Below are 20,684 nucleotides of genomic sequence, written 5' to 3' on the forward strand. Positions count from 1 at the left end.
CATTATCGTCGCTTTGTGCCTTGTCTGGAACAATTTTAGTGATCAGCAGTGCCTACTTGCGAATGTTCAACACGCCCTAATAAGTATTAAACACTATCACGAGTGAGCATTGCTTCAATTTTGACTTGGTCACCCTAAATCTCTGTTAAATTTAACGTCAAAAACGTAGTTTTTAGGCTCTAAAATATAATCATTATCAATTAGTATGATTTTCCTACCCAGTGGTCGTTATTTCTCCTTCAATGGTCGGGTAGAAATGTGATCTGACTCCGTATATAGCATATAATAACAGTCACTACGGAAATTTGTTTACGATTACGCTATAGTTCCTGTACCTAAAAATACATTTAATTATTCGTATTCAATTATCATAATTCCTTAAGTATAAGTAAGCATATTTAAGTTATACTAATGTTTATATAGTCAATTCAGCTTAACATAATTTGATAATTCTCGATTGTGCAAGTGTCTCTAATCGAGAATTATCTCAACACAAAGAAATAGGAAAAAAGTATGTCAAATATCAATGAGTCTTTACAAGAGTTAATGGATCTTGATGGTGCGATGGGTGCCTGCATTGTGGATTATATGTCAGGTATGGTGTTAGGCACGATTGGTGGCGGTGTCGATCTTGAGCTGGCTGCTGCCGGTAACTCACAAGTTGTAAAGGCAAAAGTAGCAACGATGAAATCACTCGACATCAAAGGTGAAATCGAAGATATGTTGATCACACTAGAGTCTCAGCTACATATCATTCGTCCGACAGCCAGTCATGAAGATTTATTTATCTACTTAGTACTTGATAAATCAAAAGCGAACCTTGCATTGGCACGCCGTAAAGTACAGTCAGTAGAAAGCAAATTAGAAATATAATTTGGGTTGTATTATAAAGCCAATGAATGGTTTGTTGAAGCTCTCTTATTGCACCTGATGTACAACACAGAGTGCATAAGAAGATCAAATTCGTTATGTACATATTGTATATAACGAATTATTATTTTATATATAGCTATAAGAACTTAACTGAGTTTTAGATGTTCTATCAAATGGTGGCAAAATGAAATGTATCGCATACGTCAGCAGAGTGCCTATCAAAGATCGCAGTATTCGTATGCCTACTGGGTTGTCAGACATCGTGAGTGTCTCTAGTAAGCATAATCCACAATTACAAATTACAGGTATCATCTCTTACCGTGATGGACAGTATCTTCAGGTGCTGGAAGGTCCTGATATTGAAGTAGATAAACTGATGGCTAAGATATCATCTGATACTAGGCATGAAAATATCTGGGTTTTTCTGAATAAAAGTGTAACTGAACGTAGCTTTCGTAATTGGGGCATCAGCGTGTTCGACTTTGTGGATCAAGGCACTTTTTTTGATGATTTTATTGAAAAAAATAGCGTTGTCTTAAACAGTTTCGATGAGCAGCAAACAAAACGTCTTCAGCCATTTTTTGATATACACAAGTCTAATACCGCCTCCCAAAAGGATTATAAAGGTAAAAGTCTCAAATTATTGGCTTGGCCTGACCTAAATCATGTCAGTAATCCTCAAATGATTATGGATTTATGTGTCAAACTGACAAAAAAACCTTATCCGTTTGATACATTGGTCGCTAGTGGTGAGTTTGGTTCGTCTCCTCAAGTCACAGAAATAATCAATGGGTTTGATCAATCAGGTATACTGAGCGTGACAGAGACACAGCCGTTAGACGAGCCAAAGGTTAATGAAAAAAAGCCTAATAAATTTTATGGCGCGATCAAGAAATTCTTAGGAATGAGGTAAAAAATTGAATTATCAGAAGTTAGCTATCATTGGTGAAGTAGGCGCCGGAAAAACTCGAATGGTTAAGACGTTGAGTGAAATCAGCCCGTTTGAGACAGAGGCAAGATCGAGTATCGATATTGGTAAAGAGTACACGACTGTCGGTATCGATTATGGCAGAATTACTCTATCTGATGATATGGCACTAGGTATCTATGGAGTTCCAGGTCAAGAGCGTTTTTCGTTTTTGTGGGAGTTTGTCAACCACTCTTTGTGGGGCTTACTCATCTTAATCAAGCATGGCGAGACGCCTGATTATGCAAATTTAGATAAACTGCTACACTTTTTTGCACCAGCAAAAAAGCAGACGACCTGTATCGTTGGTATTACTCACTGCGAAGATGCCGATAAACAAAGCGTGGCTGTGCTCGGACAAGAGATCAGAGTCATGCTGATGGAACACGATATAGTCGCGCCTGTGATCAATGTAGATCCAAGAAACAAAGAGTCCGCTGTGTCTCTATTATCATTATTTAATACCCTGAATAATCAAGGTTGATGTTAGATATGACTACACAAAACGAAAAATCACCTGCAAAAATAGCACTTTTGGGTCACATGAAAGCGTTGTGTGAGGCCAATAGAGAAATCATATTGGTCAGCTTATGCACCACAGATGGTTTTCCTATTAGCTGCTTCTCGATCAAAGAGTTGAGCAACCAATCCGACAAGTTTGCGGCGATGAGCAGTACGCTATCAGCGCTCAGCGACTCATCAGCTGCCCAGATGAAACAAGGTAAGTGCGATATCACAATCGTTGAAGCCACGTCTGGCAATATGCTGTTTGTCAAAACAGACTATATCGGCAAACCATGTGTATTGACCGTTGTGGCACAAGACAAGATGGCATTAGCAGAAGCAAGATATAAGACTAAGAAGCTGATTGGTGAAATCTCATCTATTACTGAGTAACGTGAAATTATTGATAGTAGATCGCTTCTTAGAGTAGCTGCAACGCTATACTTTGTAAAAGATTAACCCTGCTCAATCAAATCTTATCAAAAATCATCCCAATACGGATGATCACCAAAGCGCTCAGCAATGAAGTCAATCAAATAACGACAACGCTGGGATAAAAATCGGTTTTTTGGATAGACGGCATAAGCGTTTAGTATTGGCAATTGATACTGCTGCAAAATCGGTACAAGCTCGCCACGTGCCAGCTTTTTATAAGCGATGAAAGTTGGAATGACGGTAATGCCATGTCCTTTTACTGCCAAATCCGTTAAAAACTCACCATTGGTGGCTTTAATTTTGGCATGCATCGCATGATAGTGTTTTTTCCCTTGTGCATCCATCAGCTCTATGTCGTCTGCTTGACCCAGACTGTATTGCAAAAACTCATGTCCCTCCAAGTCTTCTAGCGTGTTAGGCGTCCCCATTTTTTTTAAGTAACTAGGGCTGGCGCAAATCACACGGCGAATCCGTGCCAAGGGTTTTGCTTGATAACTAGAATCACGCAGCTCTCTGATTCGAATAGCCAGCTCATACCCTTCTTCGATCAAATCGACATGCCTATCAGAAAAATCCAATTCAAATTTTAGATTGGGATGCTGATTGGCATACTCGTCAATCACATCGTTTAAATGCATCAGACCAAACGACAATGGTGCGGTCATCTTTAGCGTACCGCCGATGCGTGTTGGTGCATCACTGATATTTTCATTCAAAGTATCAACCGCATTCAATATGCTGTTAACCTGCTGATAATACTGCTCTCCAGCTTGTGTTAATTTAGAATGGCGCGTGGTACGACTGATCAGTTGATTGCCAAGACGGGTCTCTAATTCTTTTAGGCGGCGACTGACGGCTGACTTTGCAATATTCAATTGTTCGGCGGCTTTAGTGATACTGCCTGCCTCGACAATGCGTACAAACATCGCCATGTCTTCTAACTGTCCCATGTTCCCTCCCTAATCAACGTGCTTTTCATAAGAACTGACGTCTCTTTTTCTATAAAGGATTCTATATAGGTACACTAGTGAGTGCTTGATTGTTCTAATAAAAAGAATAGTTATTTGCATTTATGTCTGTTTATCTCTATATAGTCAACAATTATAATAGATTTATCGATTCAGCATGTTCACTAATAACAAATATATAGATAATAAACGTATGGACAGTTAAGGATAAATAATGAAAACGATCTATCATGCAGCAGACTCCCGCGGTAATGCCAATCATGGCTGGCTCAAAAGCCGTCATACCTTTAGTTTTGCCAATTACTATAATCCTGAGCGTATGGGCTTTGGTGTTTTACGTGTCATCAATGATGATTTTGTCATTGGTGGTCAAGGGTTTGGCAACCACTCGCACCGTGATATGGAAATTATCAGCATTCCTTTAGCTGGCAAACTGGCGCACGGCGATAGCATCGGTAATGAAGGCATGATTGAGACGGGTGAGATCCAAGTCATGTCAGCGGGCACAGGCATCACTCATAGTGAAATGAATGGCAGTCGTGAAGAAGCTGTGAGATTTTTACAGATCTGGGTCATGCCAAATAAAATGAGTGTTGCTCCTCGCTATCAGCAAGTGCACATGGGGACCATCATGACGCCCAATGAATTCAATCAGGTGCTATCACCAAATGAGGATGATGCAGGGGTTTGGATTCATCAAGATGCTTGGTTCAGTATGGGAGAGTTTGATGAAGAGGTGACGCAGACCTACCAACTAAACAATCCGAATAATGGTGTTTATATTTTTGTGATTGCAGGAACAGTCGTGATAGACGGTAACATTTTGTCTACTCGAGACGGCCTTGGAGTTTGGGATACTAAGGATGTCACTATGGAAGTGAAAGAGGCTGCAAAAGTATTGCTGATGGAAGTGCCGCTTTCTATGTAGATCACGGATGAGCGCCGTAGCATCGTTCGCTCGCTCGACTAACTGCATACAGATCAAGAGGTGCCACATGACGATTAGAACTCTAGAGCCACGATCAACGGAGGTTGGTGGTGTTCCTATCGCACGGTTATTGCCCAATAAAGGCAAACAACCGATTGGCGCATGGTGCTTTTTGGATCATGCAGGGCCAGCTGAGTTTGCTCAAGATGATTTAGGTGTCCAAGTTGGGCGCCATCCGCATACCAATCTACAGACGTTTAGCTGGATGATTGATGGTGAGATTTTACACAAAGACAGCTTGGGTAGCGAGCAAGTCATTGCCAAAAACCAAGTCAACCTCATGACAGCAGGTACAGGATTGAATCAAGGTATTAGCCACACAGAACAAAGCGTCTTTGCAGAGCAGAGTGATCAACACAAAACTGACTCAAGCGCTGCTCATCGCCACATCAATATGATACAGCTATGGATAGCTTTGCCCACCAACCAGCAGATTGAACGCAGTTTTCATCATTATCCGGAGCTGCCAACATGGACTGAGGGCAACGTCGAGCTGATTTTGACCACGGGCAGTTATCAATCAGTATCTGGCAAGCTTTATAAAGCACCAACGCTGCAATACTCTAAGCTGGTCGGGATTGATGTACATTTTTTAGAAGATGGAGACGTCACGCTGAATTTGGAGGCGAGCTTTGAGTACGGTATTTTGGTGGTTGTCGGTGCGCTAGAGTCTGAAGGTCAGGTGTATAAAAAAGATCAGTTATTACGTTTTCATCGTACAGACGTTTCTAACGATACAACGATAACGCTGGTCGCAAAGAAAGGCACACGTTTGATGTTCATTGGTGGGGAGCCTCTAAGCAACCAAGTATTACTGTGGTGGAATTTTGTCGCTAACAACAAAGAAGAGCTTGAGCAGTCAGTGATCGATTGGAACAATGGTCATGAGCGTTTTAGTGAAGTGGATTCTGATATGCAGCGTCTGGTGGCGCCAGAAGTACCCAAAGGCTTCAAAGGTTAACCACTAATACGCAAAATTTCTTAACCTATTTTTCAAAGGTAATCATCATCGTTAAGTTTTTTTACAAAAAATACATGGGGTTTCAGGTAAATTGTTCCGATAATAGCCCACATAAACAAACTATTTCATAAAAACTTGTTGATCACAAGATCGACAATGTCTATCAACCCAGAGCAAATAATTCCTACAACAATATGGAGAAGTACCATGTTAGAACTAAAAGGCTTACAGCAATTAGCAGAAAAGCGCCGTTCTATCTACGCACTCAGTGACCAACTGCCAGTATCGAATGATGAAGTCGTCAAGGTAGTTGAGCATGCTGTCTTGCATACGCCATCATCATTCAACTCACAATCCACACGTGTCGTTGTATTGTTCGGTGATGAGCACCGCAAACTGTGGGATATGACTGAAGAGACCTTACGCGTCATCGTCGGTGACGAAGAAGCGTTTAAATCTACTAAAGACAAAATTGCTGGGTTTAGAGCGGGTGCTGGCACCGTACTATTCTTTGAAGACCAAGCAGTGGTAAGAGGCATGCAAGAAGCGGCGCCTTTATATGCTGATAATTTCCCAATTTGGGCAACTCAGACCAACGCGATGCATCAGTACGTCATCTGGACGGCGCTAGCAAGCATTGATGTCGGTGCAAACTTGCAGCATTACAATCCAGTGATCGATCAAAAAGTCGCGAGCACTTGGAACATCGATGCAGATTGGGAACTAAAAGCGCAACTGGTATTTGGTAAGATTGAGCAGCCAGCAGGTGATAAAGAATTCAAGCCACTTGATGAGCGTATGAAAGTATTTGGTGCTTAATGTTGTTGTTTGAGAATAGACAACCTATGGCCTTGCTTAGGAAGTTTGCTAAATAAACTACAGAGCACGTAAAAAACGCCACCCAATCATCGGGTGGCGTTTTTTGATGAATAAAGGGTAAAGACAGCAAAGCTACATTGGATATTTGCAAAACTCATGAGCCAGTATCATGGCTACCTGCGTTGCATTAAACTGTTGGCGACCCATGCTGGACCGATTAACAAAAACTGTAAATCTTCAAAAAATGACGGTTTTTTGCCCTCGATTTTATGACCGATGAATTGCCCGATCCAAGCGACCACAAATACTGCCGCCCACGCTTTGAATCCCCATGGCATAGCCGCCATAACCGACAGACAAATCAGAATAAACAGCCCCATTGCCAAAAATAGCGGCGTCGATAAGCGTATATAAAATAATAAGACTAATGCGCTCAGTACGAGAGTAAACCATACAGACAGCGACATTCCCATCCCCAACAAACTCACAAAAATCGTCGGCACACATAGCCAATGGATTTTCTTATTAATCAGGTTTTGGTGACTGACCGCATACTCACTGAGCCACTGCTCAAGCGTGCGTTTGGACATTTTGGGTTGACGAGACATACTAACCTCCTTGTTAGTAAATGAAATAAGACGCTGACATGCGCTATCAATTTAAATATTAACATGCGCAATTAGTACCAGTTGTAGCACTAATTGCGCGTGTCTGCCATTTTATCTGATAGACGGCACAGTCAATTTCGCTCGTATTGCCAATGCGATATTGGTAAGACTTATCTCAATATCTCAAACGCTTTTTTCTACAGATGTTGCTATGAACCTCGTTCGCTGCGATGCCACTCATAGAGACCGACAAAGGCGTTTACCTGATACACCATCGTCTGAATCGCAAAAATATAGTTACCAGACATGAGATTGACGATCAGCCAGACAAAGTTGACGATGATCCATAACCACCAGTTAAAGGAATAACGCAGAATCATGGCAGCTTGCGCGGTAATAGACAGCACAAAGGCAATGACGTTGATCCAAAAGAAAGAGATAAATCCCAAAAACAGGCTATTATCATCCTCGACGACCGCATAACCATAGCTCGCTAGTAAATCATTGATGGTGGGAAAAAGGGCAAGACCGATGATGATAAATGCGGCAGTGATCAACCACACCGCTTTGCTCGCTGATTTTGGGATCATGTCGCCATCAGGGTCGGTGTGCTTTGACCAATAAAAAATGCCATAGACATGGGTAAAAAAGTTAAATAGGGGCGCGAGCATCAGACCCACGGCGCCAGATGTGGCCTGTACAATGACTTCTCCTGCGGTTGCGCCCATACCAAAGCCATTGCCCATGACGTTTTTTCGAAAAGATAATGACACCACACAAATCAGACCAATAAACGAGACAGCCAAGTAAAACCAATCAAGCGTGGTATGATCGGTTGTGAGCCAAAAACCTGCGGATAAGGCAATCACACCGCAAATAAACCAAACGATGATCCATTGCATCGACCATTTTCCGGTGATGTTATCCAGTAGCTGAATACGCATAAATTTTCCCCTAAAGTAAATACTGATTTTAATATAGTGCTAACGACAACATAATGTTAACTGCAACGCGCTAGCTGAATAAATGATGATAAATAGGGCACTCTTTGATGCCTCTTATAATGTTTTGCCATAGATATACTGATCGATAAATTGCAGTGATTGCTGATAACGAGCATCGTAATCTGGCTGGTCGATCATATGCGGTGTGATGTCGTGACGCGCAAAAATGTCTAGTAGGCGCTGCTCGAACCGTCCACGTGCTTCAGGGGTACCCAAAGAGCGCATGCCATCATCGACCCATGGCGTATTGTTGTCGAGCATGATGGTGTGGTCTAACCGAAACTCATCAATACAAGCCGCGACAAAAGGATGGGTGCGACCTTCGTACTCTTCACAAAATGCTTGCGTGGTCACAAAATCCGTATCAACGATCGTGATCGGAGCTGTTGCATTGGCTTTAGCATCGCGTATCGCTTGCGCATGATCCAGACAAATAGGCCCATAATCACTGTACTGTAGCCCAACCTCGCTACCACCCAAATCGGTGCCAACATACAGACGGCCCATTTCCAGCGCAAAGCTGGCGCCGTAATAATTCGCCAGCTTATGCACCAGTGTTGTCTTGCCAGAGCTCTCGCCGCCAACGATAGCCACGGTCTTGGTATAATCAACGCGGGCCTCTGGATGAATCGTTGACCAATGGGCGACTGGGTCGCGAGCAATGGCGTACGAGTCAAACTCAGGCTGTAGCGCTGTCGTGACCACTTGCAAAATCAACTGCTCTTGTATATCACTCTGCGTCAGTGGGTGATTATCAGCCATAAACAATGCTGTCTCTGCAGGGAGTGCGAGTGTCTCTATCAACCGCTGCAATTTGGCATTACTAATCGCCACATCGATCCTGACATCCTCACTGCTATTATAAAGATGCTCGTGAAGCGGCAACTCGATCTCATTAGTGGTATGAATATGAATAAATGGCAAGTCTGCACAGGCCATCTGTAACCAACGCGCTTTGTCTTGCAACGTGATCGTAAAATCTGGATGTGGTGATGGATGCGCCATGATAACAATGTGCAAGCTTTTTGCCTGTCCTGCCGCAGCCAATATGCTGCGCATCTGCCCCAAATGTAGAGGTTCAAAGTGTCCAATCATCAATCCGCTGTCGTACATAGTTATTCCTATCCTTCTTATCATTTTTCCCAAGTTTGATGATCACTCATCGAAAACCCGTATTATTTATCAGCATGGTATAAAGGTTTTGGCGGATTTACAGGTAGGTTATTGTAAACCTGAGGAATATCTGTCTTTTTTATAGAGTGCGCATTTTTTCATTATCGATGTTTTGACAACTCAGATGTTGGAGCGTTAGTAGGCATTTGGGGTTAAACAAAGGTTTTTAGAGGCTATTAGCATTATCAATTCCTTATCAAACCTTCACCAAAGCGCTACTTATCTCTTTGATTAAATTAAAAAATAATGAGGCGTGAAAGAGTGGTTGAAAGATTTGAGCAACAAAGGTAGCTCTGAAACATTTTGAAATAACTATTTAAAATCAGGGGGTTGCATGATGATATGACAGATTAGGGCAAGCTTGGGTATCATAAACTCACAAACTACGTCTATACCTTCAACAGATAAATATTTGAGAGTTGATATACTGATTCGTAAGTTAGCAAGGCAATATAGTTTTGAGTCTCCGAATATAGTCTTGAGGACTCAAAATTAAGATAAAAAGAAAAAATATATGAAAATAGACAACAGAGAGGTATTTAGTTTGGCTAAGTTAGCAAAGTTACATCGCTCACAAAATAATCGCATGATAGCGGGTGTGATGGGTGGTATCGCAGAATACGTTGGCTGGTCGCCTACATGGGTCAGATTACTGTTTGTGATTATTTCATCATTGAGCGCAGCAGTACCAGGTATTTTGATCTATATCATATTATGGATAATCATGCCAAAAGCCAATAGCGACTCTTATCAATAATCGAGTCTGATATTTAGACATTAAAAACCGTTAAAACAAGCAAGTTTGTACCACAAGTAGTTGTTCAAAAAGCAGTCCCCAAAAATAAAAAGCCTGAGTGATCAGGATGCCCAAGATACAATTTTCCTCCTGCCCGAATGCTTACGCATTTGGGTATTTTTTTGTTTTCAAAAGGAGTGGCTGGTCAGGCGTTTTTTATGATGATTCGGTCGTAAATCAGGGATACGGCCGCGTTTTTCTATCAACAATGCAAATTTAGTTGAGGTAAATATGGATAAAATAGTCAATTTTTAGTAAGGTGAGCAAGCAAATAGAGTCGTTGCCAAATAGGCGACGAGCACTATCACAGATTTATTTAATCATACTCATTTCACAGTGACTTACTATGAAAACCCAAACCATGATATCCGAAGCGACAACCCCGATGACACAAGACCAAACTCCTCAACCGATGACTTTTCAGGACTTAATCCTCACCCTACAGAATTATTGGGCTGACAAAGGCTGCGTGGTATTGCAGCCTTACGATATGGAGGTGGGCGCAGGCACCTTTCATACCGCCACGTTTTTGCGCTCATTAGGGCCTGAGCGCTGGAACGCTGCGTATGTACAGCCATCGCGTCGCCCGACTGATGGTCGCTACGGTGATAACCCAAACCGCTTGCAACACTACTATCAGTTCCAAGTAGTGCTAAAGCCCAATCCACCTAACATCCAAGAGCTATATCTGGACTCGCTACGCGCTATTGGTATCGATCCATTGGTGCATGACGTGCGTTTTGTCGAAGACAACTGGGAATCACCAACGCTTGGCGCGTGGGGACTTGGCTGGGAGATTTGGCTCAACGGTATGGAAGTGACCCAGTTTACCTATTTCCAGCAAGTCGGCGGTATTGAGTGCTTCCCAGTCACTGGCGAGATCACTTACGGTCTTGAGCGCTTGGCGATGTATGTGCAAGGCGTTGATAGCGTCTATGACTTGGTCTGGGCAGATGGTGAGTTTGGCCGCGTCACTTATGGCGATGTGTTCCATCAAAACGAAGTTGAGCAATCGACCTATAACTTTGAGCACGCTGATGTGCCAATGATGGGTGAGATGTTTGATTTTTATGAGCAGCAAGCAGATAAGTTGGTTGAAGCAGGCCTGCCATTGCCTGCTTATGAGATGGTCTTAAAGGCCTCTCATGCGTTTAATTTACTTGATGCCCGCGGTGCGATTTCGGTCACTGAGCGTCAACGCTTTATTCTGCGTGTACGTACACTGGCGCGTAAGGTAGCGTTTGGTTATGTCGAAGCTCGTGCCAAGTTAGGCTTCCCATTGGCTGATGAGGCGCACCGCGCCGAGGCACTTGAGAAGTATTTGCCAAAAGAAAACGCGGCAACAGAAGGCTCATCAACAGACAGCTTAACCAAAGAAAGCACTGACAACAATCAACCGACGAACAAGCAATAGGAGCATCCCATGAGTACTATTCTATTTGAACTGGGGTGTGAAGAACTACCTCCAAAGAGCCTAAAACCATTGCGTGATGCGCTGCAAGCCAGTGTCACTGAGCAACTGACTGACGCTGATATCACTTTTGATAGCATTAAAGCCTTTGCGGCCCCGCGTCGTTTAGCCATTCAGATTCAAGGCATTAGCGATAAGCAGCCTGACCGCACTGAGCAAAAACGCGGACCAGCTATCAAAGCGGCATTTGATAGCGATGGCAATCCAACGCGTGCGGCGATGGGTTTTGCTAAAGGCTTAGGTATCGAAGCGAGCGAGCTTACGACCATTAACACCGATAAAGGTGACTATGTCGGCTTTGAGCAAACGATCAGTGGTCAAGCGACTACCGAGCTACTGCCAGCGATTTTTCAGACCGCGCTAGATAGCCTACCGATTGCCAAACGTATGCGCTCAGGCGCCAGTCGCAACGAGTTTGTCCGTCCCGTCCAGTGGGTAGTATTGATGCAGGATGACACTGTCATTGATGCCACTATCCAAGGGTATCAGACAGGCTCGCAAACTCGTGGTCATCGCTTTCACAGCCCTGACTACCATGATATTGCTCATGCCAATGACTATGAGCAACTATTAGATGGCCTAAAAGTCGTGACAGATTTTGATAAGCGCCAAATGCTGATCAAAAACCAAGTCAAAGCATTGGCAGATGAAGTTAATTCTGATGCTATCGTACCGCAGGATTTATTGGACGAAGTTACCGCATTGGTTGATTTCCCCATTGCGCTACGAGCAAGCTTTGAAGCGCGCTTTTTACAAGTGCCGCAAGAAGCGCTTATTTCGACCATGCAAGCGGATCAAAAGTATTTTTGCTTAACCGATAAAACGGGAAAATTGCAGCCGTACTTTATCTTTATCACTAATATTGAATCAAAAGACCCCAATCAGATTATTGAAGGTAACGAGAAAGTGGTGCGTCCACGTTTGGCTGATGCCGAGTTTTTCTTCTTACAAGATCAAAAGCAGCCATTGTTTGCACTCACAGAGAGCTTGAAAAATCGTGTATTCCAAGACAAATTGGGTACGATTTGGGAGAAGTCTGAGCGTATTGCTAAGCTTGCCGCGTTTATTGCTACCCTAATGCAGCAGCAAGGCCACGATATCAACGTCGATGACACCGTACGTGCGGGTATTTTATCCAAAGCAGATTTGGCAAGCTCGCTTGTCGGTGAGTATCCTGAATTGCAAGGGATTGCGGGTACGTATTATGCACGTTTGAATGAGGAACCTGAAGCAGTTGCAGCAAGCTTGGAAGAGCAATACCTGCCCAAGTTCAGTGGTGATGTATTACCGCAAACACCAGTTGGTATTTGCCTAGCACTGGCTGATCGCCTAGATACGCTCGTTGGTATTTTTGCGATTGACCAAGCACCGACGGGGTCAAAGGATCCGTTTAGCCTACGTCGTTCTGCCATTGGTATTTTGCGTATTTTGATCGAAAAGCAGTTGCCGATTAATCTTGTCGCATTGGTTGAGCAAGCGATTAAAGGCTATAGCGATGCTGAAGGTAGCAAAATTGCCAAAATGGGTGATACTTTTACCCAAGTCATGGCGTTCTTAAACTCGCGCTATCGTGCGATGTATACCGAGCAGGGCGTTAGCGTTGATACGATTCAGGCCGTACAAGCGATTAACCCGCATATGCCGCTTGATTTTGATCAGCGTATCCGTGCCGTACAAGCATTTAGCGAGCTGTCACAAGCGTCGATGTTGGCTGATTCAAACAAACGCGTTGCCAATATATTGGCCAAGTCAGAAGTGAGCGTTGCTGATACGGTTGATGAGACGCTACTATCTGAGACTGCTGAGCAAAATTTATATGCAAATGTGCAGCAAGCACAGACAGTGGTACAGCCATTGCTTGAGCAAGCGGACTATACGCAAGTATTGCAAACGCTGGCGAGCTTAGATGAGCCGTTGACGCAGTTCTTTGATAATGTGATGGTCAACAGCGACGATGCGGCGCTCAAAAATAACCGCTTAGCCTTGCTCAAGCAGGTACGCGCCTTGTTCTTGACTGTGGCGGATATCAGCGAGCTACAGCTATAACTGCTAGCCTTTAATCTTAGATTTTGATACAAAAACTGGCTCACTGTGGCCAGTTTTTTGTTGCTATAGCACTTGGTTATTCGTCAGTGCCATGAATGACAAACAAGCATCATTGATAATTAACCGTAAAGGCATTGTGCCATTGCCATTATTGACGGTAAAATTTAGGCATTCGAGCGTATTCGATCATGGTAAGTGTCATCACTCTTGTTATTCATTACGTTTATTTGTCATTGAAGGAGCACCGCCGTGTTTGCCGTTATTATTGTTATTCTTATTATCTGGGCTTCCATGTGGGCTTTTTACAAGTTTATGTACCCACGTCCACCCAAAAGCATGATGCCAAAAGAGGGCGATGTCACCACGCCGCGTCAGTGTGATTTTTGCGGTAACAGTTTGGCGGAGTATCGCGGTGTCCTTGAAACTAAGCCTAGCTTAGCGACAACCAGTGATGGTAATACTGAATCAGCCCAAGAATTATTCTTTTGCAATTATGAGCATCAGGCAGACTTTCATGCAGGCAGGACTTACAAACCTTATGCGTAAGCAGATAGATAAAAACGAGTGATCATAAAAAAGCGCTTAGCTTTAGTAGGCTAAGCGCTAATAGATTTGATGCTTTTTCATCATATCGCACACTATTAGATCATGCATGTTTTGAACGATCTGTCTGCTGAGACAACACCGCGACTATTACAAAATAGAGTGGGCGTCTTTCATAATTTTATTTAGCAATGCCTGTGATTGCTTATCTTTTTGCAAGCGGTCTTCATCACTTCTTTGGTTGGCATGGATTTTTTCGTATAAATTCAAGCAGCACAGCACCAGTATGCTTTCTTGACTGAGGCTTGGTGCATCTCGCTTTAGATCAAGCGCATAGTTATTGATATAAGATACCGCCGATAGTAGCTCTTCTTGCTCATGTACTGGGCAAAAAATTGGATAAGTCACGCCTGCAATCGCGATATCTACTTTTTTGATCTGGGGCTCAGCCGCTTTACCATTGGCTTGAGACGATGTGCTGGATGTGCTCACCCCCGATTGAGTGGATTTTTGTACGGCTACGTCTTTATTCGGTACTTGAGTATTTTGTGATGGGTTATTTTTTGGCTGTTTTTCTATAGCGTTGCTTTGGTTGTCGGTCATGATACATCCTACAATGTCTGGTCAGTGAAATGAGTGATATCAGGTTTTACAAATAGCGTTGGGCGGTTTAATAAGTAGCATATTTTGCTATCTATTACAGAGACGCGTTAGCTTTCTGCTTGATCGATGCGGGTTAAGCGTTGCAAGACGACTTGCGTGCGCTCCGCTGCCAACTGATTCTTTTTTTGCAGCTCACTGTTCTGTTGTTTGATATCGCTGTATTGCTGCTTCAATTCATTATTGTGCTTTTGCAGCTCGCTATTTTGTTGTTGTAATTGGCTGATTTGTTTTTGTAGTTTGTCTTGTTCTTCACCGATCATATGATGCGCTTCTGCGAGACTCTGATAGCGCTTGTCGAGATCGTTCAGTTGCTTTTTGGCACCGTCACGTTCGCTATGACTATTATCGAGCTTTGTCTTTAGAGCGGCAAATTCTTTAGAGTCGGTGACAGGATGTTGTTTTAGGCTGCTAAGTTCAGCACTGACAAGCTGATACTGTTTTTTGATGTCGAGTACCATTTTTTCTAATATTCTAAGTTGATCATACATAGTCAGTTTTTATCCTTAACAAGTAAGCGTGAATGAATTTTGTTCGCTGCATTTAATAATGCCATAGGTGACCGCATAATATCTATATCAACAAAGTAATTACAAGTACGAGGCTTTGTCTTTTTACTTTTATCTATCGATGATTTGTCCCAGACACTTTGTCGTGACTATTTTTATTTTTTGAACAGTAATCAATTACTAGGACCTCTATTATGAATGATAATATCTCTGGCTGGAATACTTGGCTGACTGCGTTTGAGGATTGGACGGACGTGTCTATCAGTGAGGTGCACGGCCTGATGACAGGGCTTATGACGGCGTGTAATGCGCCTGATGAGGCCACATGGGCAAAGGTGTTTGAAGAGCTGAGCTTTGCGCCACTACCAGAGGCGGCATTGACTTTGCTGACAGAAGAAGCAGAAGACACGGTGTTTCAGTTAAAAGATAAAGATGATGCATATGCTTATATGCCGCTCATACCTGATGATGAACATGATTTATACGAGCGCGTGATGGCATTGAAACAGTGGTCAAACGGCTTTATGACGGGTTTTGGTATTACTGATTGTAATTTGAGTAGCGAAGAGAATGAGATGCTCTCAGATTTGGCTAAAATTGGTGGCATTCGGTTAGAAGAAGAAGAGGATTTTGAGGGGGGAGAGGAGTCTTATCTTTATATCTACGAGTTTGCTCGTATGGTGCCTGTGAGTTTTGCGACGCGCAAACGCAAGCCTGTAAAAGACATCGCCCTGATTGCTGGACTATCTATCAATGCCAAAACCACCAAAGAGCTACAAGCAGAAGGCAAGTTGCCAAAACCGATGCCACCCGTGCTTGACGTGATGAATCAGAATAATCCATCATAAGACAAATCTGATACCTCATAGTTTTTAAGAAATGGTTTTTAAGAAATGGCTTTTAAAACATAACTCTTAAAAATCATAATAGGGATATTTTATGATCCAAAATACTAATGACAATGCTAGCAATGACCAACAGTTAAACCCTGCTACGCACCCGAGTAATAGCCTTGATTGGCTGACACGGCTTATCGCCTTCGATACGGTCAGTCGACACTCTAATCTAGCATTGATTCATGATGTGAGAGCGTATTGTGAGCAGCTTGGTCTGACGGTAGATTTGACCTTTAACGAGGCAAAGACCAAGGCCAACTTGTTTGTGACCGTACCCGCTGGCGAAAACGCTGACCAAATTAATAACGGTTTGGTGCTCTCAGGTCATACTGATGTCGTGCCTGTCGATGGTCAAGACTGGACGTCAGAGCCGTTCACCGCGACGATACGTGGTGACAAGCTATATGGACGCGGTGCGTGCGATATGAAAGGTTTCATTGCGTGTGCGCTGACAATATTGCCGCAAGCTGTACAGCTATCTAATAGCGGTCAGCTGCGTCGTCCATTGCACCTCGCGCTGTCGTTCGATGAAGAGGTGGGCTGTTTGGGTGCGCCATTGATTTTGGCGGATCTAAAAGCGCGCGGTATCACCCCTGATTACTGCATCGTTGGTGAGCCAACCAATATGGCGATGGTGGTTGCGCATAAAGGTATTGCGGTTTATCGTTGCCGTGTCCATGGTAAATCGGCGCATTCTTCATTGATTGCACAAGGGGTCAATGCGATCAGCTACGCTAGCAAATTGGTGGGCTATGTTGACACGCTTGCTGAAGAACTGAGCGCTCGTGATGACAATGATGCATTGTTTACAGTGCCTTATTCGACATTGTCAGTAGGGACTATACACGGCGGTACAGCCACCAATATCGTGCCCAATCTGTGTGAGTTCACCTTTGACTATCGCAACCTGCCGCACATGACCCAAGACGATATACTAGCGCCCATTCAAGCAAAAGTTGCTGAGTTAAATGCGCAAATGCAAGCGCGTGCGCCTGAGACGGGTATCGAGCTGATGCAGGAAGAGAGTGTTCCTGCTATGACGGATAATAACAGCGCTGAGCTACAATCATTAATAGCAGCTCTGACAGGGGATGATGAGCGTCACAAAGTCGCTTACGCAACGGAAGGGGGGCAGTTTACCAATGCAGGCATCCCAACGATCATCTGTGGCCCTGGTAGTATTGAGCAGGCACACAAAGCGGATGAATATGTAGAACTGATCGAAATCAAACGTTGTGACGGCTTTTTGCAAAAACTATTAGACAGTTGTACTGCCAAGTAGCTTATAGAGGTGTCGATACGCTATAAAATTGGCAAACATATGTATATAATGTGAGAAGTAGCAATAATACCGCCTGAATGGCGGTATTTCTTTTTTTGGCGATGTGGCTGTTCGTATAAGAACCATTTATATATAACAAAGTAGGGGGTAGCTGATGTCTTGGCATCTGTTTGCAGTATTTTTCGCAAGTACGTTTTTGATTTCCGCAACACCAGGTCCCAATATGCTACTGGCATTCCAGTATGGCATGAACTATGGAGTGAAGCGCACATTATGGACGCTAGCAGGGTTAAGCCTTGGACTATTTATCTTGCTGCTATCGACTTTACTTGGGCTGGATGTGATCAGTCGCCAGTCGCCATGGCTGCTCACAATTATCAAAGCCGTGGGCGCGGCATACTTGGTATATTTGGGCATCAGCTCATGGCGTGATGCGGGTGATGGTAGCTTGATGAGCGATGCCAAGGAGTTAAGTGCTGAGGTTGAGGCCGACTATGGGGCTTTTGAAGGTCAAGCTGGTACACCGCAGCCGCGCTCGCTTTCTAGTGCAGCGGTCAAGGCAAGTCCGAGCAATCTCACTTTATTCCGTACAGGGGTCTGGGTATCTTTATCTAATCCAAAAGCGATATTATTTTTCGCAGCGTTCTTTCCTAAGTTTATTAATTTTAGTGCGCCACTATGGCCGCAATATATCTTATTGACCATTGGGCTATTCATGAGCGAAACGATTTGGCAGATTGTCTATACGCTAGGCGGAAAAAAGCTGGCAAGTTGGCTCGATGTTGGTAATCGTTTAGCATGGCTTAATCGTGGTTGCGGCATTATCTTTATCATCATTGCAGCGGCTTTGTTTGCTGAAGTAATTAATAGTTTTATGGTATAAAAATATATTCGTTATTATTAAAAAATAAATTTTATTCGATAATAATTTTTAAAAAATAGGTTATTAAAAAAATAAGTATTTAAAAATAAATAGTTGACTTTATTTTCAAAGTTGATAATATTGTCGCGTTAATTTATGGCATTGCTATAAATGCTTTTAATAAACTTGCTATTGTCGCCCTGACAATGGCCACAACTGACGGAGGAATTATCATGTCCCACCTTAACGTAACGATCGTTTTGAAGAGTGAATCAATCACTGATATGACAGTAATAATGACTTCGCGTCAGTTTGGCTAAGCAGTTGATGAGGCACTATCCTATTAGGATAGGGTTCATTTAGCATCATTGTCTCTACCGCTTCTCCTTTCTGCCAAGTCTATATCGAGTCAGCACCTCGCTGATGACAGGCTGCGTGCGCATGATGCGCTCAGCCCAATACGATATATCCAAAATACCTTACTACTATCACAGGCATTCGCTGATTGATCATAAGCTGGCGCGTTTATCGCCCATGCTTTGAGATTTTGCGTGTGTTTGTCTGTCATGCTGCGTGCGTTATCGCGCTTTATCTGCATCGATACAGTCACTATGACACCACTTGTGCCCATTGCACTTCTCATTACGGCTCACACTTATCAAGAAATCGATGTTTTTATAAAAGCTAATTATTAGCGTTTTATAAAGCAATAGATATTTTATTGCCTAAAATTTATATTATTTTTGATTAAAAATATCATTTAATTGAGCGGGGTTAGTAATGTCAAAATTTAGTAAATAAAAAGTGGCAATCAAATATCTAGACAATAAAAATAATGGAAAATTAAATCATGAGTGTTCAATTAACGTTAAGTAAAAGTGGCAAACATGGCGTGCCTGTCAAAATCTACACCTCGGATGTCGAGCAAGGCGCGATGCAGCAGCTACGCAACTTGGCGCAGCTAGAGTTTGTACATTCGCACATTGCGGTTATGCCTGATGTACACGTTGGCAAAGGCGCAACCGTCGGCAGCGTGATTCCGACCAAGTCTGCCATCATTCCTGCGGCGGTCGGTGTAGATATCGGCTGCGGTATGAACGCCGTGCGCTTATCCCTAACCGCAAGTGATCTGCCTGATAGCTTAAGGTCATTACGTTTGGTGGTCGAGCAGCAAGTGCCGGTGGGTTTTAACATGCACAAGCAAATCCAAGCAAAAAACTCCACGCTTGATCCGCTCGGTAAACGCCTAAAACCGATTACCGATAAGCATCCGGGCTTACTCAAAATGCTTAAAGGTTTTGAGCGTACGTGGGCCAAACAGCTGGGTACACTTGGCGGTGGCAATCATTTCATCGAGCTGTGCTTGGATGAAAACCAAGATGTCTGGGTAATGCTGCATTCTGGCAGCCGCGGTATTGGCAACTGTATCGGGCACTACTTTATCAATCTGGCCAAAAAAGAGCGTCAATCACGCTTTGGTCATGTACCAGATCGTGATTTGTCTTACTTTGCCCAAGGGTCTGACAGCTTTGCCGATTATGTTGAGGCAGTTGGTTGGGCGCAGGATTACGCGCTAGAGAATCGCCGCGAGATGATGCGTTTGGTGATTAAAGCGCTGCAATCACTGCAAGCAGGATTGCCACGATTTCAACTGACCAAAGAAGCCATCAATTGCCATCACAACTATGTCAATGAAGAGGTGCATTTTGGCGAGCAGGTCTATGTGACCCGCAAAGGCGCGATCAGTGCTTACGCCGGTGAGCTTGGCATTATCCGGCTCTATGGGCGCAAAATCCTTTATCGTCCGTGGTCTGGGTGCGACAGAGTCATTTTGCTCGTGCTCGCACGGCGCAGGGCGGCAAATGAGCCGCGGCAAAGCGGTGCGCGCGTTCACCATTGATGAGCTAAAAGCGCAGACGGATGGTGTTGAATGTCGTAAAGACAAAGGCGTTATCGATGAAATCCCTGGTGCGTATAAAGACATTGATGAAGTGATGGCCAATCAAAAAGACTTGGTTGAAGTGGTGCATACGTTGAAGCAGGTCATGTGTATTAAGGGCTAGCTTTTTCATGAAACTTGATCTTGTTTTAACTGTTAGCATCTTATAAAACAAGATCAAATTGAGGAGACAATTATGAGAGATTATCCTTATATCAATAAGAAAGGTAAAAAAAGACCCCAATCAAAAGAATGGGCTGATATACGAGCAGAGATTATGTGCTTGAAAACTGAGCTGAATCTAACGGATAAATCTTTTCGAGTTCTATAGTCAATCCTACTTAAAAATGTTATAAAATAATTAACAAATTCAATTGTTA

20 protein-coding genes and 1 pseudogene are annotated in these 20,684 nt (G+C 43.3%); 15 read left to right on the top strand and 6 right to left on the bottom strand.

The genetic code is table 11. From position 1 onward, the window contains the following. Nucleotides 1-513 precede the first annotated feature (513 nt). The 4 genes from L0G63_RS09870 (at nt 514) to L0G63_RS09885 (ending at nt 2,737) form a co-directional block, all read left to right on the top strand. Nucleotides 514-873 carry a hypothetical protein gene (locus tag L0G63_RS09870; RefSeq protein WP_301450496.1) on the top strand — a complete coding sequence of 120 codons (360 nt, stop codon included), beginning with the start codon at nt 514-516 and terminating at the stop codon, nt 871-873. A gap of 184 nt (nt 874-1,057) precedes the next feature. After that, entirely contained in the window at nt 1,058-1,786 is a 729-nt protein-coding gene (locus L0G63_RS09875) for a BLUF domain-containing protein (protein ID WP_301450497.1), read from the top strand. 4 nt (nt 1,787-1,790) lie between these two features. Next, a complete protein-coding gene (locus L0G63_RS09880; RefSeq protein WP_071003018.1) occupies nt 1,791-2,324 on the top strand; it encodes an ATP/GTP-binding protein in 534 nt (177 codons plus the stop codon). 8 nt (nt 2,325-2,332) lie between these two features. Further along, nucleotides 2,333-2,737, top strand: a complete 405-nt coding sequence (locus L0G63_RS09885) for a hypothetical protein (RefSeq protein WP_143506577.1) — start codon at nt 2,333-2,335, stop codon at nt 2,735-2,737. Between the two features lie 86 nt (nt 2,738-2,823). On the opposite strand, the gene L0G63_RS09890 is transcribed toward L0G63_RS09885, so the two are convergent. Next, complete coding sequence (locus L0G63_RS09890; RefSeq protein WP_301450498.1) at nt 2,824-3,729, bottom strand: LysR family transcriptional regulator; 906 nt, start codon at nt 3,727-3,729, stop codon at nt 2,824-2,826. 232 nt (nt 3,730-3,961) lie between these two features. Between L0G63_RS09890 and L0G63_RS09895 the strand changes: the two genes are divergently transcribed. From L0G63_RS09895 to L0G63_RS09905, 3 genes are all read left to right on the top strand, one after another. Next, on the top strand, nt 3,962-4,675 hold the full coding sequence (locus L0G63_RS09895; RefSeq protein ID WP_301450499.1) for a pirin family protein: 714 nt from the start codon (nt 3,962-3,964) through the stop codon (nt 4,673-4,675). A gap of 67 nt (nt 4,676-4,742) precedes the next feature. Continuing rightward, nucleotides 4,743-5,696 carry a pirin family protein gene (locus tag L0G63_RS09900; RefSeq protein WP_301450500.1) on the top strand — a complete coding sequence of 318 codons (954 nt, stop codon included), beginning with the start codon at nt 4,743-4,745 and terminating at the stop codon, nt 5,694-5,696. A gap of 207 nt (nt 5,697-5,903) precedes the next feature. Continuing rightward, a complete protein-coding gene (locus tag L0G63_RS09905) occupies nt 5,904-6,515 on the top strand; it encodes a nitroreductase family protein (RefSeq protein WP_301450501.1) in 612 nt (203 codons plus the stop codon). A 173-nt stretch (nt 6,516-6,688) separates the two neighbouring features. Here L0G63_RS09905 and L0G63_RS09910 read toward each other — a convergent pair whose 3' ends face one another. From L0G63_RS09910 to nadR, 3 genes are all read right to left on the bottom strand, one after another. Beyond that, nucleotides 6,689-7,123, bottom strand: coding sequence for a DUF962 domain-containing protein (locus tag L0G63_RS09910; RefSeq protein ID WP_301450502.1), 435 nt, complete (start codon nt 7,121-7,123; stop codon nt 6,689-6,691). 209 nt (nt 7,124-7,332) lie between these two features. Beyond that, nucleotides 7,333-8,067 (bottom strand): nicotinamide riboside transporter PnuC, encoded by a 735-nt coding sequence (pnuC, locus tag L0G63_RS09915; protein WP_301450503.1) that lies wholly within the window; start codon nt 8,065-8,067, stop codon nt 7,333-7,335. A gap of 114 nt (nt 8,068-8,181) precedes the next feature. Next, complete coding sequence (gene nadR / locus L0G63_RS09920) at nt 8,182-9,240, bottom strand: multifunctional transcriptional regulator/nicotinamide-nucleotide adenylyltransferase/ribosylnicotinamide kinase NadR (protein WP_301450504.1); 1,059 nt, start codon at nt 9,238-9,240, stop codon at nt 8,182-8,184. Between the two features lie 604 nt (nt 9,241-9,844). On the opposite strand from nadR, the gene L0G63_RS09925 reads away from it, so the two are divergent. From L0G63_RS09925 to L0G63_RS09940, 4 genes are all read left to right on the top strand, one after another. Next, nucleotides 9,845-10,057 carry a PspC domain-containing protein gene (locus tag L0G63_RS09925; RefSeq protein WP_301450511.1) on the top strand — a complete coding sequence of 71 codons (213 nt, stop codon included), beginning with the start codon at nt 9,845-9,847 and terminating at the stop codon, nt 10,055-10,057. A 451-nt stretch (nt 10,058-10,508) separates the two neighbouring features. Further along, nucleotides 10,509-11,510 carry a glycine--tRNA ligase subunit alpha gene (gene glyQ, locus L0G63_RS09930; protein ID WP_301450512.1) on the top strand — a complete coding sequence of 334 codons (1,002 nt, stop codon included), beginning with the start codon at nt 10,509-10,511 and terminating at the stop codon, nt 11,508-11,510. Nucleotides 11,511-11,519: 9 nt separating this feature from the next. Continuing rightward, a complete protein-coding gene (gene glyS / locus L0G63_RS09935) occupies nt 11,520-13,613 on the top strand; it encodes a glycine--tRNA ligase subunit beta (RefSeq protein ID WP_301450505.1) in 2,094 nt (697 codons plus the stop codon). A gap of 249 nt (nt 13,614-13,862) precedes the next feature. Then, nucleotides 13,863-14,159, top strand: coding sequence for a hypothetical protein (locus L0G63_RS09940; RefSeq protein WP_301450506.1), 297 nt, complete (start codon nt 13,863-13,865; stop codon nt 14,157-14,159). A 147-nt stretch (nt 14,160-14,306) separates the two neighbouring features. Here the strand turns inward: L0G63_RS09940 and L0G63_RS09945 are convergent, their stop codons facing one another. Beyond that, nucleotides 14,307-14,759: a cell division protein ZapA gene (locus L0G63_RS09945; RefSeq protein ID WP_301450507.1), complete on the bottom strand. Its 453-nt coding sequence runs from the start codon at nt 14,757-14,759 to the stop codon at nt 14,307-14,309. 107 nt (nt 14,760-14,866) lie between these two features. Continuing rightward, nucleotides 14,867-15,307, bottom strand: a complete 441-nt coding sequence (locus tag L0G63_RS09950; protein ID WP_301450508.1) for a hypothetical protein — start codon at nt 15,305-15,307, stop codon at nt 14,867-14,869. A 212-nt stretch (nt 15,308-15,519) separates the two neighbouring features. Between L0G63_RS09950 and L0G63_RS09955 the strand changes: the two genes are divergently transcribed. The 4 genes and pseudogenes from L0G63_RS09955 (at nt 15,520) to L0G63_RS09970 (ending at nt 20,428) form a co-directional block, all read left to right on the top strand. Next, complete coding sequence (locus tag L0G63_RS09955; protein WP_058025036.1) at nt 15,520-16,173, top strand: UPF0149 family protein; 654 nt, start codon at nt 15,520-15,522, stop codon at nt 16,171-16,173. A 91-nt stretch (nt 16,174-16,264) separates the two neighbouring features. Next, a complete protein-coding gene (gene argE, locus L0G63_RS09960) occupies nt 16,265-17,503 on the top strand; it encodes an acetylornithine deacetylase (RefSeq protein ID WP_301450509.1) in 1,239 nt (412 codons plus the stop codon). Between the two features lie 154 nt (nt 17,504-17,657). Beyond that, nucleotides 17,658-18,386 (top strand): LysE family translocator, encoded by a 729-nt coding sequence (locus L0G63_RS09965; RefSeq protein ID WP_301450510.1) that lies wholly within the window; start codon nt 17,658-17,660, stop codon nt 18,384-18,386. Between the two features lie 829 nt (nt 18,387-19,215). Beyond that, nucleotides 19,216-20,428, top strand: a pseudogene (locus tag L0G63_RS09970) (RtcB family protein). The last annotated feature ends 256 nt before the right edge of the window (nt 20,429-20,684 follow it).

The organism is Psychrobacter sp., from assembly GCF_030454045.1.
In the GTDB taxonomy this organism is placed as follows: domain Bacteria; phylum Pseudomonadota; class Gammaproteobacteria; order Pseudomonadales; family Moraxellaceae; genus Psychrobacter.